We start from the raw sequence: 14,521 nt of genomic DNA, 5'->3' as shown, positions 1-14,521 counted from the left end.
GACACATCTTGTAAAACAGAAAATAATTCAGTTTCGTTTATATTGGATTCCAGCACGGAAAATCCAAAGGGAAAAACCGGGTCCGCCTGCAATTGGATACCGGTCGGGGAATGGGCATTCGCCCTCAGGAGGAAACATGATTGTCTCGAACTCACTCCGTCGCTGGGGCCTGCGAGCCCTGCTGGCGAGCACGGCAGCCGGCTGCGCGCTGGCACCAGCCCTCGCACAGGAAGACGACACGGGCGAGGATGTCATCGTCGTCACAGCACAGCAACGGGCACAATCGTCGCAGGACGTTCCGATCTCTCTCCAGGTCCTCGACAGCGAGTTCATCGACGCCCTTGCAGCCGACGATATGGGCGATCTGGACGCCTTCGTTCCGGGCCTGTCGGTTTCCAACGGCAGCCCGACCCAGCCGCGTTACTCCATTCGCGGCATCTCGACGAGTGATTTCGGTGTCGGAACGGACCCAGCGGTCGGCATCTATGTGGATGGTATCTACGCTGCACGCTCCGGTGCCTCACTGCTCGCTTTCAACGATGTCGAGCGGATCGAGGTTCTGAAGGGACCGCAGGGCACACTGTTCGGACGCAATTCCGCCGCCGGCGCGGTCTCCATCATCACACGCTCACCGTCCGATGAACTGGAAGGCAGGCTCGCGCTCCGTGTCGGAAGCCACAACCGCCTGCGCACGGAAGGCATGCTGAACCTACCGCTCAGCGACACGCTCGCCGTCCGTGTCAACATCCTCGGCAATCGGGCCGATGGCTGGCTGACCGATGCCGACACCGGTGAGGATTATCGCCGCGAAGATTCTTCCGCCAACAGGATCACGGTCCGTTGGGACGCGACACCATCAACGGAAATCCTGCTGCGCCACAGCCGTGACAGCATTGATCAGGATGCCCGACCGGCGATCGGCATTGTCCCGCTGCCGGCCGCCCCCGGCACCCCCGGCATACCGGTTGACAGCGCAGATTTTATCTCGCCCTTCGACGCGCCGGTTCGCAATGATGTCGTCATCAATCGTGAGAGCCGCGAGCTGTCGGAAACGACCCTCACGATCAATCAGGAAATCGGCGGGATGACCCTCACCTCGCTGACGTCCTATCGCGAATTCGAGACGATGAACCGCGAGGACGAGGACGGCACCAACCGGATCCAGACCTATTTTGACACCAACAATGTCGAAGACAACGAGGCCTTTTATCAGGAGTTTCGCCTCGCCGGCACGACCGGCCCCGTCGACTGGCTGGTCGGGGCGAGCTATTACGACGAGACCGCCCTGCAGACCTCGCACACCTATACCTTCACGGACACCGTCAATACCGTGCTCGGCAATATCGGTGCAGGCACCCCGTTCACAGATCTGGAATATGGCCTTCTCGTGCCGTTCAACGTTCCGGCCACCCTGCTCGGCCACAGCTGGCAGGAGAGCATGTACAATGAAGGCGAGTTCACGGCCCGCGCCCTCTATGGCGATGCCATCTGGTCGGTAACCGACCGGCTGAACCTCACCGTGGGTCTGCGCTATACCGAAGACGAAAAGTCCTTCCGCTGGCTCAATGGCGGCCGGGTCGCCGAAGGGCTGGATCAGACGCTCGCCGCGCTCGATGCCGGGGGCGTCCTGGCGCTCGCCGGTGCTTCCCCGGCCGATTTCCAGTTCGACTTCGTTTTCGACCTCTCACCGCTTGCCGGCGTGGTCTGCGACAATGGCGTGAACATCGCCGAAGGCGTGGCCTGCATCATGGAAGACAGTTGGAGCAATCTCAGCCCCCGCGTCGTCGTCGACTATCAGCTGACAGACAACATCATGATTTTCGGCTCCTTCTCCGAAGGCTACAAGGCCGGCGGCTTCAACTCGGTAGAAGTGGGGTCACGCTTCGAGAACGAGACCGTGACAAGCTGGGAATTCGGCTTCAAGTCCGACTTCCTCAACCCCGACCTGATCTTCAACATGTCCGCCTTCTCGTATGTTTACGAGGACAAGCAATCGATCCGCCTGGTCACGCCCGCTGGAGGCGGTGTGCCGCAATACCTCGTCCAGACCTCCGACGACGAGGCTATCGGTGTAGACCTGGAACTGGACTGGTCGGCCTCCGAAGCCCTGAGGCTCCACGCCAACGCCCAGTGGCTCGACTCGACCCACAAGCGCCGGGTCGACAGCAATGGCGCGGACCTGTCCGGCGAACCGACCGGCCAGCCGTACTGGAACCTCGCCTTCGGTGCGGAATACGTGATCGACTGGGCCGGGCATGGAGAAATCACGATCCAGGCCAATCATGCCTATACAGGCGAGTCGCGTTGCAACAGCCAATCCGTGTTCCAGGGCACTTGCGGCGGTTATGATGCCTTCTCGACCGGCGAAGCGCGAGACCGCACCGACCTTCGCGTGCGCTGGGCGGCACCCGGCGACAATCTGACGGTCAGCGCCTTCGTGAACAACCTCTTCGACAACCGTTATGTCGAGGGTGTCAACAACATCACGACTGACACTCTGGGCACCCCGTTTGCCACGATCAGCGCGCCGCGCGTATGGGGCTTGGAAGTCGGATACGACTTCTGATCCGCCGTCCGGAGGCGTTGTCCGGACAAGAATATCGGCCCCGGCATTTGCCGGGGCCGTTTCCATTTCGGACCTGCATGTGTCCTTTAACTCGCGCCGAAGTGCGCTAGATTGCGGACATGCTGCACCACTTCTTCACCGAACTGCGCTCCGCCCGGATTCCCGTCACCACGCGGGAATATCTCACCCTGCTCGAAGCGCTCGACAAGGGCGTGATCGAGCCGGAGATCGGCCATTTCTATTCCGTCAGCCGCGCCGCGCTGGTGAAGGACGAGAAGGATTTCGACAAGTTCGACATGGTCTTCTCCCACGTCTTCCAGGGCGTGGAGATGCTGAGCGAAATGTTCGGCGAGAAGGAAATCCCGGACGAATGGCTGGAAGCCATGATGCAGCGCCTTCTGACCGAGGAGGAAATGGCCGAGCTGAAGGCCATGGATTTCGACGAGCTGATGGAGACGCTGAAAAAGCGTCTGGAAGAGCAGGAAGAGCGTCACGAGGGCGGCTCCAAGTGGATCGGTACGGGCGGCACCTCGCCCTTCGGCCATTCCGGCTACAATCCGGCCGGCGTACGCATCGGCGGCAAGAGCCAGCACAAGCGCGCCACGAAAGTCTGGGAGCAGCGCCGCTACAAGGATCTGGATGGCGACCGCGAGATCGGCACGCGCAATCTGAAAGTCGCCCTGCGCCGGCTGCGCAAATTTGCCCGCGACGGCGCCCATGAAGAGCTGGATCTGGACAACACGATCAGCGCCACCGCCCGCCAGGGCTGGCTGGACGTCGTCATGCGTCCGGAGCGGCGCAACGCGATCAAGGTGCTCGCTCTGTTCGATGTCGGCGGCTCGATGGATCCCCATGTGAAGCTGTGCGAGGAGCTGTTCTCGGCGGCACGGTCGACCTTCAAGAACCTGGAATATTTCTACTTCCACAACTGCCCCTATGAGGGCGTGTGGCGCTCCAACCTGCGCCGGCGCACCGAGACCGTGCCGACCATGGATGTGATGCACAAATATCCGCACGACTGGAAGGTGATCATTGTCGGCGATGCCGCCATGGCGCCCTACGAGATCACCCATGAGGGCGGCTCGGTGGAGCACTGGAACGAGGAGGCGGGCGCCACCTGGCTGCAACGTATCGCCGGCACCTGGCCCCACCTCATCTGGATCAATCCGACGCCGCAGAAGTGGTGGGAGCATTCCTACTCCACCCGCCTCGTGCAGGAGATCATAGGGGCCGACCGCATGTTCCCGCTGACGCTGGAAGGCGTCGACGAAGCCATGAAGGAACTGGCGCGCTAGGCCGGCGCTTGATGCCGCGGCTCCCCTGTGCAATCCAGACCGCTACCGGCAGCGCAAGGGGGGCGATTCATGACGATTTCAACCATCCACATCTCGCCCGTACTCGCAGCTATGGCGCTCGCTGCCACAGCGTGCAGCAGCGGTGAAGCCGCGGAGCGCTGGAGCGTGTCCAACAGCCAGATCGGCCCGGTCACGGCCCGCACCGCGTTTGAGCGGGACACGCTGGCCGGCCTCCTGCCCGGCTTCGACGTGGCCGAAGCGGAGGCCTGGTCGGAAGGCATGGCCTATCCGGTCATCGAGGCCAGGCGTACGGCTGGCGGCGAGGCCGAGATCGTCTTCGACGGCGAAGGCGAACGTCTCCTGGCCGTACGCATACGCACCGGCGGGCTGGTGGAGGCCTCCGCCGATATCGGCGATGCCGCCGGGGAAGCGGGCCTTGCCGGACCGCTCTGCGTGGCCGGCATGGAAGAGCGCTCCGGCGATGTGCATTGCGACGATCCGGACGTTGCGGGCCTGTCCTACTGGATTTCGGTGGATTATGCCGGGCCCGACGGAACGCTGCCCCCGGCCGACATCGTCGCTGGCGGGACCGTCTACGAGATCGTCTGGCGGACGGTCGGACGATGACCGCGGATGCGTGGATGTGGTCGCGCGCGGCGCTGGGCCCGTTCACGCATGAAACGCCATTCGGCGAAGAGCGCTTTGCGGTGCATTTGCCGGGCTATGCCTTCCGGACCGTCGATCCTGACCCCGGCAGTCCACCCGGCGCACGGCGGATTGCAGCCACCCCACCCGGCGAAGACGCCCCGACCATCGACTTCCTTGGTCATGACGACACGCCCGGCCTTGTCGCCATCCGCGTCCGGGAACCGGGACGCATCGCCAATGCCTGGCATGTCGGCAGCCGCTTCGGTGACACGCTTCTGCGTCCGGACGACTGTTTCGCGACCAATGAGATCCCTGGCCGCGAAGGCGATCTTTTCTGCAAACAGGCCGGAGAGCCGGACGGGCCGGTCTACTGGTTCCGGACGCGCATCAGCGATCTGGGTGGCCTTGTCCCCGACGGGGACATCATCCGGGACAGCATCCTGTATGAAATCAGCTGGGTCGCCTTCGGCTCCGGCTGACCCAGCTTGACTTTGAAAATCATTCGCAATACAAACCACTAAACACGGCGCCTGAAAGCGCGTGCCTTTTCCGGTCCTGCCCCAGACAGGCCCGGATCGGGTGCCGGACCGCGTCCGAGGCCGGTCCGGCACCCGCAAATCCGGCGTTCCAGCCTAGCCCAGCGGACTCATACGGCCGTCATCCATATCGATGCCGATTTCCTGCTCGACCCGCGCCACCCAGGCGCGGACGCCGAGGAATTCATCAAGGTCAAAACCGCCCTCATCGGCGACCCGGGTGTAGGCAACCAGAGCAATGTCGGCGAGGCTGACCTGGTCGCGCACGATGAAATCACGCGAAAGGAGACGCATTTCCATCACGCCCAAGGCCCGCCGTCCCTTCGCCATGAGATCGGGCTCGATCTCTTCGTCGGGTGTGTTCATGAAGGCCTTGCGGAAGCGGCGGACGGCGATGAAGGGCTCATGGCTGTACTGTTCCCAGAACATCCATTCCAGCATCTTCGCCTGGTCGAATTCGTCGTCCGGGATCAGCGCCGAGCCGCGTGCGAGGTGGAAGATGATCGCGTTCGACTGAGCCAGGATACGTCCGTCGGACCGTTCCAGGCACGGCACCTGGCCGGCCGGATTTATCGCGAGGAAATCGTCGGACCGGGTCTCACCCTTCACGACGTCGATCTCGTGCCAGTCATAATCCAGACCGAGATAATCCGCGGTCCACTTCACCTTGAGACAATTGCCACTGCGCCGGTCGCCATAGATCCGAACGGGTTGAGACATGACAGAGACTCCCTCGTGCTGGATGGCACCATAGCGCCACGCGCGGGGATGGCGAGCCCTGCCGGGACGGTTTTCACCACCTCTGACAGCTGACGGCTTGGGACTGGCGGCGCGCCCGCCTATAAGAAACGAAACTTCGCAGGGTTGCCCGATGAGCTCAGTGTCGACCTCTCCCCTTTCTCCGGAAGACTGCCGCACCATGGCCGAAGTCCGCGACGGCGTGGATGCGCTCGACCGGGAGCTGGTTGGCCTGATCGCCAAGCGTGCCCGCTACATGGAAGCAGCGGCCCGCATCAAGCCGGACCGTGACGCCGTGCGTGACGAATGGCGCATCGAGGATGTCGTGTCGAAGGTGAAGGCAGAGGCGAGCCGCGTCGGCCTCTCCCTCGACATTGCCGAGCCAGTCTGGCGCGAACTTGTCGAGCGCTCCATCGCCTACGAATTCAATATCTGGGACAAAACGCGCTAGCGCGGCGCGCGGAACGCCGTCTCGGTTTCGCGAAAACAGCGCTCAATGGCAAGCCGCGCGCCCGGCCAGGCCGATTGGGGCTGATGTTCGGCCGCTTCGCAGACATCCGCCAGCGCAAACGCACCAACGCCGCGCGCGGCCCCTTTCAGCGTATGCGTTGCCGCCTGCCAGGCCGTCTCGTCACGCGCATCGGCCATCAGGCCGATGCAACGGGCCGCCTGTTCGCACATCAGACCCAGCAGTTCGGCCGTCAGGGCCTCGTCGCCGCCGGTATAGCGGTCGAGATGGGCCTGATCGAACAAGGGCCGGTCCGAAAATGTCCTGTCAGCAAGCATGCGGACCTTGTAGCCGGCCAGTCTTAACAACGGCCTTCATCGCCGGACGGTCCTATCGGTGATTTGCGGTCAGGGTGAACAGCGCATTGAGGTTCGCGCAGGAGGAGAATTTTCCGCCCTGTACCGGAGCGATTTGCCTTGCAGCCAACGCCCGCTCGCTTTTAGTGTTCGCCGCAAACGGGAGAAGACCTATGCGCCACACACTCACGCCGCTTGCCGTCCTTACCAGTCTGGCCCTGATCGCCTGCACCGAGGATGTGCCCGCGCCTGCGGATGACGACGCGGCCGGGAGCATGCCGGAAAGCCGGTCAGCAGAAGATCCCACGCCAGTCGACCCGGCGGGCGAAGAGACAGCGGGTGAAGAGACCGCGGCCGCCAGCATCGATATCGAGGAATGGGACGTGCCGTGGGACGGCCGCCCGCGCGACCCTTTCACGCTGGACGGCCAGACGGTCTGGTTCGTCGGCCAGCAAAATTCCTACATCGCGCGCCTTGATGTCGCCTCCGGCGAGATGGAGCGGGTCGACCTGCGCGAGGGCGCAGGCCCGCACAATCTGATCGTCGCCCCGGACGGTGACGTCTGGTATGCCGGCAATCGCGATGCCCATATCGGCCGCTATGATGTCGAGACCGGTGAATTCGAGATCATCGAGACGCCGGCGGACACGGCCCGCGACCCGCACACCCTCGTCTGGGACGCGAACGGCGATATCTGGTTCTCCAGCCAGCAAGCCAATTCGGTCGGCTTCCTCGATGTGTCGGAACGCACGGTGCAGATCCTGCCGGTCCCGACCGAGGGCGCCCGCCCCTACGGCATCAAGATCGCGCCGGACGGCACGGTCTGGGTTGCCCTGTTCGGCACGTACAAGCTGGCCTCGATCGATCCGCAGACCATGACGCTGACCGAGCATGACCTGCCGCGCGAGGACAGCCGTCCGCGCCGTATCGGCATCACCTCGGACGGGCGCATCTGGTATGGCGACTACAATGGCGGCTATCTCGGCGTCTACGATCCGCAAAGCGCCAGCGCGACCGAGTGGGAAATGCCCTCGGGCGAGAATGCCCGCCCCTACGCCCTGGCCGTCGATGGCCAGGACCGGATCTGGTTTGTCGAAACGGGTGTCGATCCCAACTGGTTCGTCGGTTTCGATCCGGCCAGCGAAAGCTTCTTCTCGGTAACAGCCATCCCGTCCGGCGGCGGTGTCGTGCGTCACATGCAATACCTGCCGCAGACCGGTGAAATCTGGTTCGGTTCAGACATGGGAACGATCGGGCGGGCACAGGTCGAATAGGCGACCATTTACCCAGCCCTGCGCCTCGCGCATGCCTGACATGTGCGGGGCGCGCAAGGAGTGACTTGATTTTGTCACGATCCTGCGTATTTTCCGCGCTCCCAACCGGCGCGCCTATAGCTCAGTTGGTAGAGCAGCTGACTCTTAATCAGCGGGTCCTAGGTTCGAATCCTAGTGGGCGCACCAATTTTTCCAATGCTTTGCAGCGATGCCTGAAGCGTCTATGCGCGGCTAAGCTACCAGTGCGCTACCACTGCGCTTGGCAGTAGCCATCCATCTCGTGCGATATCGTTCGAACAATCAGAAACCTTACGCGTTAGCCTTATAGGAAGAAGTTACGGCTTAAGTTTCTTGCGATGGTTGACTTCAAAAGTTACATTACGACCGCTATGACCAACTTGCTTGCCAGAATTTGGCCTGAACGCCGCTCGCATGAGCCGCCTTTCCGCACGTCGAGGGAAGCGTTCGATGCGATTCAGCGCATTCGCCGGGAGAGCGGCGGAGTGAATGACAAGCTGCGTGCGGCGGTCAAACGCGTTGCGGAAATGGAAACGTGCCGCGAACGTGAAGAAACCTGCTAAGCTAGACTTCCAGCCTATCATTGAAGCCATTCGAGCGCCGGAAATCAAAACTCGCGAGCGCGCGGTTGATCAGTATCTCAAATCTAAGGCTTGGAAGCGACATTCGCGCCATTTAGCTCGAACGAAGCTTGCTCTAAACGAAGACGGTATCGTACTCGCGTACTACACTCTCCGAGTGCACGGGGAACCGGTGGCCGACGTTGGCCGCTCGCATAAATCCAGCACCGATCAATTCCACCTGACATTTCCATGCGTTCAATTGGAATGGATGGGTGTGCACCGGGATTGTCAGCGAGGAACCGACCTCCGATACGGCGAACAGACGCTCGTTGATGCTCTCCGAACAGCGAGCGTAGCTATCGAGTCTGTCGGCGGTTACGCATTGCAATTGGAAGCGATAAACGAAGATGCGGAGGGCTTTTTCCGGACGTACGGCTTTGAACCCTACGCCAACGATGCCTCTAGGAGACTCCTTTTACCCGCCGCGTCAGTTATTGAAGCGGTGGCGGATTTTGAGGACTATCCACTGACCGAACCCACTACTGCCTGACCGCCCTCATTCACCGTCACGTGCTCCACGGTCACCTTCTGCTGCCCCTTCCCCCGATGCTTGTTTAGGGCGTCGATCTGCTGTGCGAAAATGCGTGTCAGCCGCTCGGCGTGGCGAAGGTTTACGTCACGCCCGTCAAAGGTCTGGCCATCGATTGTGGAGCGCCTGAAGCACTCCATGGCGACCAAGTGAGAGGCGACCATCTGGCAGCACAGCATGGTTTCCGCTGCGTCTCTGGGCTCCAGCTCGTGCAGGAGCGCCAACATGCCGTTTTCCTCTCCTGGGTCCAGCTTCACCGCCGCCTTGTCCGATAGCGACAGGAGCGCCTTCGAAAGCAGGTTCAGGGCATCTCCGTCCGTTACCGCCATCGACGCCAGTGCCTTCAACTCATCTTGCTTTGTGGCCGCACCAATCGTCACGGTGCCGTCCGCAGCCCGCTCGGCTTTCAGCTTGGCTGGCCCAAGCCGCTCCCGCTTCCGCGCCATGACGCGCTCAGCAGCCTCGCCCGCAAGCTCTGCCTGCCGGTCCTTCAAACTCACATGCTTCTCAGCCATCGCGCGGCCTCCTCTGGTAAAGACTGTATAGGCAGTCCTGAGACGGCACCGTCAGCCGCGTTGATGCGGCGTGACGAGTACCGACACGGAACGCTAAGTCAGAAATTTTTCTCCCCCCCGGTCCTGTGACGGCACGCAACCGCCCTCATGGTGCCGCCTGAGTACCGAGGGTCTGTTTTTGGATAGCGCCAGCGCTGCCAAGCGTTCGTGGTGACACCGCCCTTCTCCAAGGGCCGATCCGTCACCGCCCATGTTGCGGCCCGGCGTCCGTACCACTCTCCCTGAGAGGTCTTCACAATGAAGCCTTTTTCTTCCAGCTCCGCAAAACTCCGTGCGACAGTGGACTTGCCCAGCCCCAAGAGGTCGGCGGCTTCACCGAACGACAGGGACAAGTCCCCGTTGTTCGAGCCGTTGTAGCGGCTCCGCAGCTCCACATAGACCTTGAGAGATGCCCCCTGGAGCGAGCGCATGGCGTCGCTCATGGCCATGATGCGGGAGATGGGCATGTACTGCCCACCTCCCTTGCTGCGGCCTTTGGCGTCATGCCGTGCCGCCATTAGGTCCCTCCCTCGAAACAACCCGTACGCGGCTATGGAGTACGTACCGCGCATGGGTGCCGGGAAAGGAGCCGCCGTGCGCTTCATGGAGCGTTTCGATTTCCAGCCCGATTTCGCGGCGAAGATGGTGCACATAGGCGCTCCACCTCGGGCCGGTCGGTTCGCTTTGGGGCGTCACCCCAGCGCGTGCCAAGATGAGCCGTGACAAGGCCCAAGCGGGGCGACCCGAGAGGCTGAAGCGACGCGCCCCGCCCTCCCGGCTCCATTCAAAAGTAAGCGTGCCAAAGCGCCGATTAGCCATTGTCTACCTCCTCGCTGGGGTAGCCGGCCAGATCCGCATGAAGGGCGGCCAAAGAACCCGAGCCGGGATGGAAGCGGTTGTTGATCCAGCGAGCCGCGTAAGTCAGACGGCGGCGGTCTCCAGCGAGCACCGCGAACCGACCCAGCGGGGTACTCTGCCAGTTGCGCACAGGGGCGCGATTGCGTACGTTACGCATGGAATTTCTCTCCTGAGAGTGGGGGATTTCGAGCCCCAGCGCCCGGTCGCCAAACCGCGCTGGGGTTTTTTCATGGGCGCAGCTCATGCCGCGTCACTGGTGCTGGTGCGGGCCTGCTTGGCGAACCAAGCTTCCACGTCAGGCCAGCGATAAAATACGAGCCGCCCTGCTTTGATGTAGCGCGGGCCATCGCCGGACGTCCGACGCTTCGTCCAAGTCGATGCGGCAATGCCCGTCCGTTCGGCGAGCTGATTGGTGTTAAGGAATTCAATGTCCATAGGTAGGTTCCCTTTGCTTTGAGGACTCTGCAAAGGGTGGAGGTGTCCGCTTGTCCGCGCACACCCCAGAAGCCTATTTTTTTCGCGAGGAAAAGCGTCGCTAGGTCAACGCGGTCTCAACCATGCGCCGGGTGATAAGTTCTTCACGCAAAAAATTCGCAACGGTTCGAACGAAAACTACAAACTCCGGGTCCTCCCCACCGTTGACTTTGTTCGCGCTTGGCTCCCTATCCGTCATGCTCTTCCAAACCTTGGCGAGCCTTCGCACCAATCCGGTAACGGCTGGGTTCGCCTGCATTCGCCCTCGTGACAATAGTGACGGGTCACACCTATCCGACGCATCTTCAGCACTGGCAGAAAGGCGTGCCAGCGTCCCCAGCAATGCCATGCGTGCCTGATGGTTAGCGAAAAACGCGCCGTGGCTATCATCGAGGTCGCAGCTCAATAAGCCACGAATGGCTTGGCTCAAACGCGCATCTAGCCATCGCAGATGCCCGCGCACCTCAGGGCTCCCCGGAACCTCAAGCTGATTGGCGATTGATTGAAGCTCGCACAGATCGGCGGCCAGTTTGCTGGCGTTCTTGTGGATCCTGTCCAACAGCTTTTTGACCTCTGAGGGCGGCAATGCCCCGGCCCGACCGGCTTCGTATTCTCGGGTTTGAAATTCGAATTGGTTCGCTGCGAACGCAATCCAGGGCCAATGCCGACGGAGAGTGATTTCGGTTGGAGCGAAGTTTAGTAGAGCGCCGCTCGCCCTGCCGAATGGGACAACTTCGCAGGCGTGCTCCAAGGACGTAAGGTCGAAGCCATCGACCAAATAGACGATGCCGACCAGATCGATGCATTCGCGCTCAAGCCGTGGTGCTCTGACGAGGCTCGGAGGCGGAATGCTCCCAGTCATCTTGAGGTACCCGGTGACAGAGCAATCGGAACAATTTCACTTGCATCGCCCCCCATCGCCGCCGCAACCGCACTCCCGGCTTGCTCAGCCGCCCGCATCACTGGGTCATCTGCCAAGTGCGCATAGCGTTGTGTGGTCGCCGCCTGCTTATGTCCCAGCAGCGCACCTATAAGCGGTAGAGACAGGCCCCCAGCGGCTCCAAAGCTGGCAAAGGTGTGGCGCAGGTCGTGAAGGCGCACGCCATCCAGCCCGGCGGCTTTGCGCACTTCACGCCAGATTTTGCCGATACCTTGAAAATGCCCGTCACCGCTCGCGGCGGGAAATACCCATTTGCTGCCTTTCACCTTGGGCAGTTTGGACAGGATGACCTTGGCCGCTGGGGCAAGCGGGATAACCTTCGCCCCTGTCTTGGAATCCCCCAGCCGTAACAGGCCGCGCTCAAGGTCCACTTCGGACCATTGCAGGGCTTCCATTTCATTGCGGCGAGCGCCTGTCACAGCCAGCAGACGGATAATGGCAATCGCGTGCGGGTTCGCGCCCTTCGCCTTGGCGGCCTGCAGTGCGTCGGCCAATGCTTTGGCCTCTTGGGCTGACAGGAAGCGTTCGCGCGCCGTCTCGCGATATTTCTTAATCGACCGGCACACCGCGCCGCCGCCCTCGCGTATGCCCCATTCATCGGCCTTGGCGAGCATGTTGGAAATGACGGCAAGGCAACGGTTCGCCTGATAGGGCGTTGCCTTCATGTCGGCATGAAACTTCGCGACCTCTGCCCGGTTCAAATCCTTCACCCGGATATGTCCCAGCTTGGGCAGAACGTACTTTTCCAGAATGCGCTTGGTTTCCTTGGCCGTGCTCGCCTTGGTGTGCGGCTTCATGTGGTCGCGCTCATAGCGCTTGGCGAATTGTTTCAGACTTTCCGCCGCCTTGTCCGCCGCGCGAACGCCTGCCGGGTCTATCCCCGCGGAAACACCACCCAACAACCGGTTTGCTTCGCGGCGCGCCCGGTCCGGTGTCCAGACATGGGCATCGCCTGTCTCATCAGCGGTCCGGTTATTCTCCCCCAGCGCTGGGGCAGGCCGTCCGTGCTGGCCGATGGTGTACCAGCGCTGGCGACCATGGAACCGGTACTTGAGCACATAGGCTTTCACGCCTTTGGCACTCACGCGCAATCCGTAGCCCGGCAACTCCCCGTCCCAAACCGTCTGACCCGGCTTCGCCGCGTCCACAATCCGCTTGGTGAGTTTCGTTCCCATTTCGTGCCCCTCGCTAGTAGCTTGGCCGTCCGTGCTACCAGAATGCTACCACCTTAGCGGCAACTCAAGGACTCTCAGGGAACGCCGATACGGGATTTTACCAGCTATAGTACCGCTCTGGGCATCTCGCGGAAATTGCAGGAAACATGGACACGGAGACTCTTAATCAGCGGGTCCTAGGTTCGAATCCTAGTGGGCGCACCAATACTCTTCCTCGTTTTCCCGCAAAACCGGGCTATCCGTCCCCTGCGTGATCCGGCACGACATTGCCACGGCGCACGCAAATGCCTAGGGATGCGCGCAGCGCTTCGCCTGGCCCGAGGAAAGTCCCGCATGCCCTCCCTTGCACCGCCAGCCCGCCTGCTGGGCGTCATCCTTGCCGTTCTGCCCCTGACGGCCGCCTGCGCCTCCAACCCGGCGCGTCTGCCGGTTGTTGACCCGGGCGAGGCCAAGGGCAGCGACGAAACCGTCTTTATCGCCACGACGCGCACCCCGTCAGACGATCCCGCGATCCGTTTCGGTCCCGGCCGCGGCGACGACCTCTATTTTGCCGAAGCCGGGGTATGGGTGCCACACAATCGGGAACCCGGCAGCGTCAACCTGCCCTCCAGCCGCGTCAATCCGGCCCGGGAGTTCGCGCTGACGGGGTTTGAAAACCTCGCCGGCGGGTCCGACTTCATCAGCAGGATCGACGAAGCCCTCGCTCCCATCGCGCTGGACGAGCGGCGCATCTTCCTGTTTGTGCACGGCTTCAATACGCCATTCTCAGACGGGCTGTATCTCAACGCCCAGGTCCTCAATGATTTCGGCGTTCCAGGCGTCGGCGTCCACTATGCCTGGCCGTCGGCCGGACGCTTGCCCGCCTATCTCTATGACCGAGACAGCGCACAGTTTGCCCGCGACGGGCTGGCCGAAACGCTGACCATGCTGGCCGACACGCAGACCATGGGCATCACCGTCCTGGCGCATTCCATGGGCGCGCTGGTGACGATGGAAGCCTTGCGCGAACTCAGCCTGCGTGGCCGCAGCGATGTGCTGGAAAAGATAGACCCTGTCCTGCTGGCTTCCCCGGACATCGACTTCGACGTCTTCCGCATGCAGCTGACCTCGCTCGATCCGCCGCCCCAGCATCTGGCTGTGTTTTCCTCCAACCGGGACCGGGCGCTCTTCCTGTCGCAGCAGCTTCGCGGCGGCAGCCATCCGCGCATCGGGTCCGGCGCCTATCGGGACGAGCTCAACGCGCTGGGCGTGGCCGTGATCGACCTGTCGCCGATTGCCGACGGCCGCGGCTTCATCAACCACACCACCTTCGCCAGCTCGCCAACCCTGATGCGCCTGTCATCAAGCGGCGTGCTCAACGACGCGCTGATGGGAGAGTCGACCCATGTGCGCTCGACCGGTATCGGCGTGCTGACCGATCTGGCCGCTCAGATCATCTACCTGCCCGCCCGCGCCCTGGGCGAGCGCTGATCTGCAGATACAAGAAGGC

The 14,521-nt window shown here is 62.2% G+C and carries 17 protein-coding genes and 1 tRNA gene; 9 read left to right on the top strand and 9 right to left on the bottom strand.

The window, feature by feature from the left end:
- The first annotated feature begins 136 nt into the window (after positions 1 to 136).
- From ACXAJV_RS05630 to ACXAJV_RS05615, 4 genes are all read left to right on the top strand, one after another.
- Entirely contained in the window at positions 137 to 2,566 is a 2,430-nt protein-coding gene (locus tag ACXAJV_RS05630) for a TonB-dependent receptor (protein ID WP_475082880.1), read from the top strand.
- Positions 2,567 to 2,685: 119 nt separating this feature from the next.
- Positions 2,686 to 3,861, top strand: a complete 1,176-nt coding sequence (locus tag ACXAJV_RS05625) for a vWA domain-containing protein (protein ID WP_475082878.1) — start codon at positions 2,686 to 2,688, stop codon at positions 3,859 to 3,861.
- Between the two features lie 69 nt (positions 3,862 to 3,930).
- Positions 3,931 to 4,488 carry a DUF1131 family protein gene (locus tag ACXAJV_RS05620; protein WP_475082875.1) on the top strand — a complete coding sequence of 186 codons (558 nt, stop codon included), beginning with the start codon at positions 3,931 to 3,933 and terminating at the stop codon, positions 4,486 to 4,488.
- Positions 4,485 to 4,988 (top strand): hypothetical protein, encoded by a 504-nt coding sequence (locus tag ACXAJV_RS05615; protein WP_475082874.1) that lies wholly within the window; start codon positions 4,485 to 4,487, stop codon positions 4,986 to 4,988. Before ACXAJV_RS05620 ends, ACXAJV_RS05615 begins: the two co-directional genes overlap by 4 nt.
- A 153-nt stretch (positions 4,989 to 5,141) precedes the next feature.
- Here the strand turns inward: ACXAJV_RS05615 and ACXAJV_RS05610 are convergent, their stop codons facing one another.
- On the bottom strand, positions 5,142 to 5,765 hold the full coding sequence (locus ACXAJV_RS05610) for a glutathione S-transferase family protein (protein ID WP_475082871.1): 624 nt from the start codon (positions 5,763 to 5,765) through the stop codon (positions 5,142 to 5,144).
- A 199-nt stretch (positions 5,766 to 5,964) separates the two neighbouring features.
- Between ACXAJV_RS05610 and ACXAJV_RS05605 the strand changes: the two genes are divergently transcribed.
- Positions 5,965 to 6,234, top strand: a complete 270-nt coding sequence (locus ACXAJV_RS05605; protein ID WP_475082870.1) for a chorismate mutase — start codon at positions 5,965 to 5,967, stop codon at positions 6,232 to 6,234.
- Here the strand turns inward: ACXAJV_RS05605 and ACXAJV_RS05600 are convergent.
- Complete coding sequence (locus ACXAJV_RS05600) at positions 6,231 to 6,569, bottom strand: Hpt domain-containing protein (RefSeq protein WP_475082868.1); 339 nt, start codon at positions 6,567 to 6,569, stop codon at positions 6,231 to 6,233. The two genes, ACXAJV_RS05605 and ACXAJV_RS05600, sit on opposite strands and share 4 nt — an antisense overlap.
- A 191-nt stretch (positions 6,570 to 6,760) precedes the next feature.
- Here ACXAJV_RS05600 and ACXAJV_RS05595 point away from each other — a divergent pair, with 191 nt between their 5' ends.
- The 3 genes from ACXAJV_RS05595 (at position 6,761) to ACXAJV_RS05585 (ending at position 8,992) form a co-directional block, all read left to right on the top strand.
- Positions 6,761 to 7,861, top strand: a complete 1,101-nt coding sequence (locus ACXAJV_RS05595; protein WP_475082866.1) for a Vgb family protein — start codon at positions 6,761 to 6,763, stop codon at positions 7,859 to 7,861.
- A gap of 110 nt (positions 7,862 to 7,971) precedes the next feature.
- Positions 7,972 to 8,047, top strand: a tRNA-Lys gene (locus ACXAJV_RS05590).
- Positions 8,048 to 8,368: 321 nt separating this feature from the next.
- Positions 8,369 to 8,992, top strand: coding sequence for a hypothetical protein (locus ACXAJV_RS05585; protein WP_475082865.1), 624 nt, complete (start codon positions 8,369 to 8,371; stop codon positions 8,990 to 8,992).
- On the opposite strand, the gene ACXAJV_RS05580 is transcribed toward ACXAJV_RS05585, so the two are convergent.
- The 7 genes from ACXAJV_RS05580 to ACXAJV_RS05550 form a co-directional block, all read right to left on the bottom strand.
- Entirely contained in the window at positions 8,962 to 9,546 is a 585-nt protein-coding gene (locus tag ACXAJV_RS05580) for a hypothetical protein (protein WP_475082863.1), read from the bottom strand. The two genes, ACXAJV_RS05585 and ACXAJV_RS05580, sit on opposite strands and share 31 nt — an antisense overlap.
- 98 nt (positions 9,547 to 9,644) lie before the next feature.
- Positions 9,645 to 10,103 carry a helix-turn-helix domain-containing protein gene (locus tag ACXAJV_RS05575; RefSeq protein WP_475082862.1) on the bottom strand — a complete coding sequence of 153 codons (459 nt, stop codon included), beginning with the start codon at positions 10,101 to 10,103 and terminating at the stop codon, positions 9,645 to 9,647.
- Positions 10,087 to 10,404 (bottom strand): winged helix domain-containing protein, encoded by a 318-nt coding sequence (locus ACXAJV_RS05570; RefSeq protein WP_475082860.1) that lies wholly within the window; start codon positions 10,402 to 10,404, stop codon positions 10,087 to 10,089. Before ACXAJV_RS05570 ends, ACXAJV_RS05575 begins: the two co-directional genes overlap by 17 nt.
- Positions 10,397 to 10,600, bottom strand: a complete 204-nt coding sequence (locus tag ACXAJV_RS05565; RefSeq protein ID WP_475082858.1) for a hypothetical protein — start codon at positions 10,598 to 10,600, stop codon at positions 10,397 to 10,399. The genes ACXAJV_RS05570 and ACXAJV_RS05565 overlap by 8 nt, the downstream gene beginning before the upstream one ends.
- A gap of 83 nt (positions 10,601 to 10,683) precedes the next feature.
- On the bottom strand, positions 10,684 to 10,878 hold the full coding sequence (locus tag ACXAJV_RS05560; RefSeq protein ID WP_475082856.1) for a helix-turn-helix transcriptional regulator: 195 nt from the start codon (positions 10,876 to 10,878) through the stop codon (positions 10,684 to 10,686).
- Positions 10,879 to 10,978: 100 nt separating this feature from the next.
- A complete protein-coding gene (locus ACXAJV_RS05555) occupies positions 10,979 to 11,779 on the bottom strand; it encodes a hypothetical protein (RefSeq protein WP_475082853.1) in 801 nt (266 codons plus the stop codon).
- Positions 11,776 to 13,032 (bottom strand): tyrosine-type recombinase/integrase, encoded by a 1,257-nt coding sequence (locus ACXAJV_RS05550; protein ID WP_475082851.1) that lies wholly within the window; start codon positions 13,030 to 13,032, stop codon positions 11,776 to 11,778. Before ACXAJV_RS05550 ends, ACXAJV_RS05555 begins: the two co-directional genes overlap by 4 nt.
- Before the next feature lie 333 nt (positions 13,033 to 13,365).
- Between ACXAJV_RS05550 and ACXAJV_RS05545 the strand changes: the two genes are divergently transcribed.
- Positions 13,366 to 14,502, top strand: coding sequence for an alpha/beta hydrolase (locus tag ACXAJV_RS05545; protein ID WP_475082849.1), 1,137 nt, complete (start codon positions 13,366 to 13,368; stop codon positions 14,500 to 14,502).
- Positions 14,503 to 14,521: the final 19 nt, after the last annotated feature.

Source organism: Maricaulis sp. ABE4_448, from assembly GCF_056160825.1.
This window is presented reverse-complemented; position numbering and strand designations above follow the sequence as displayed.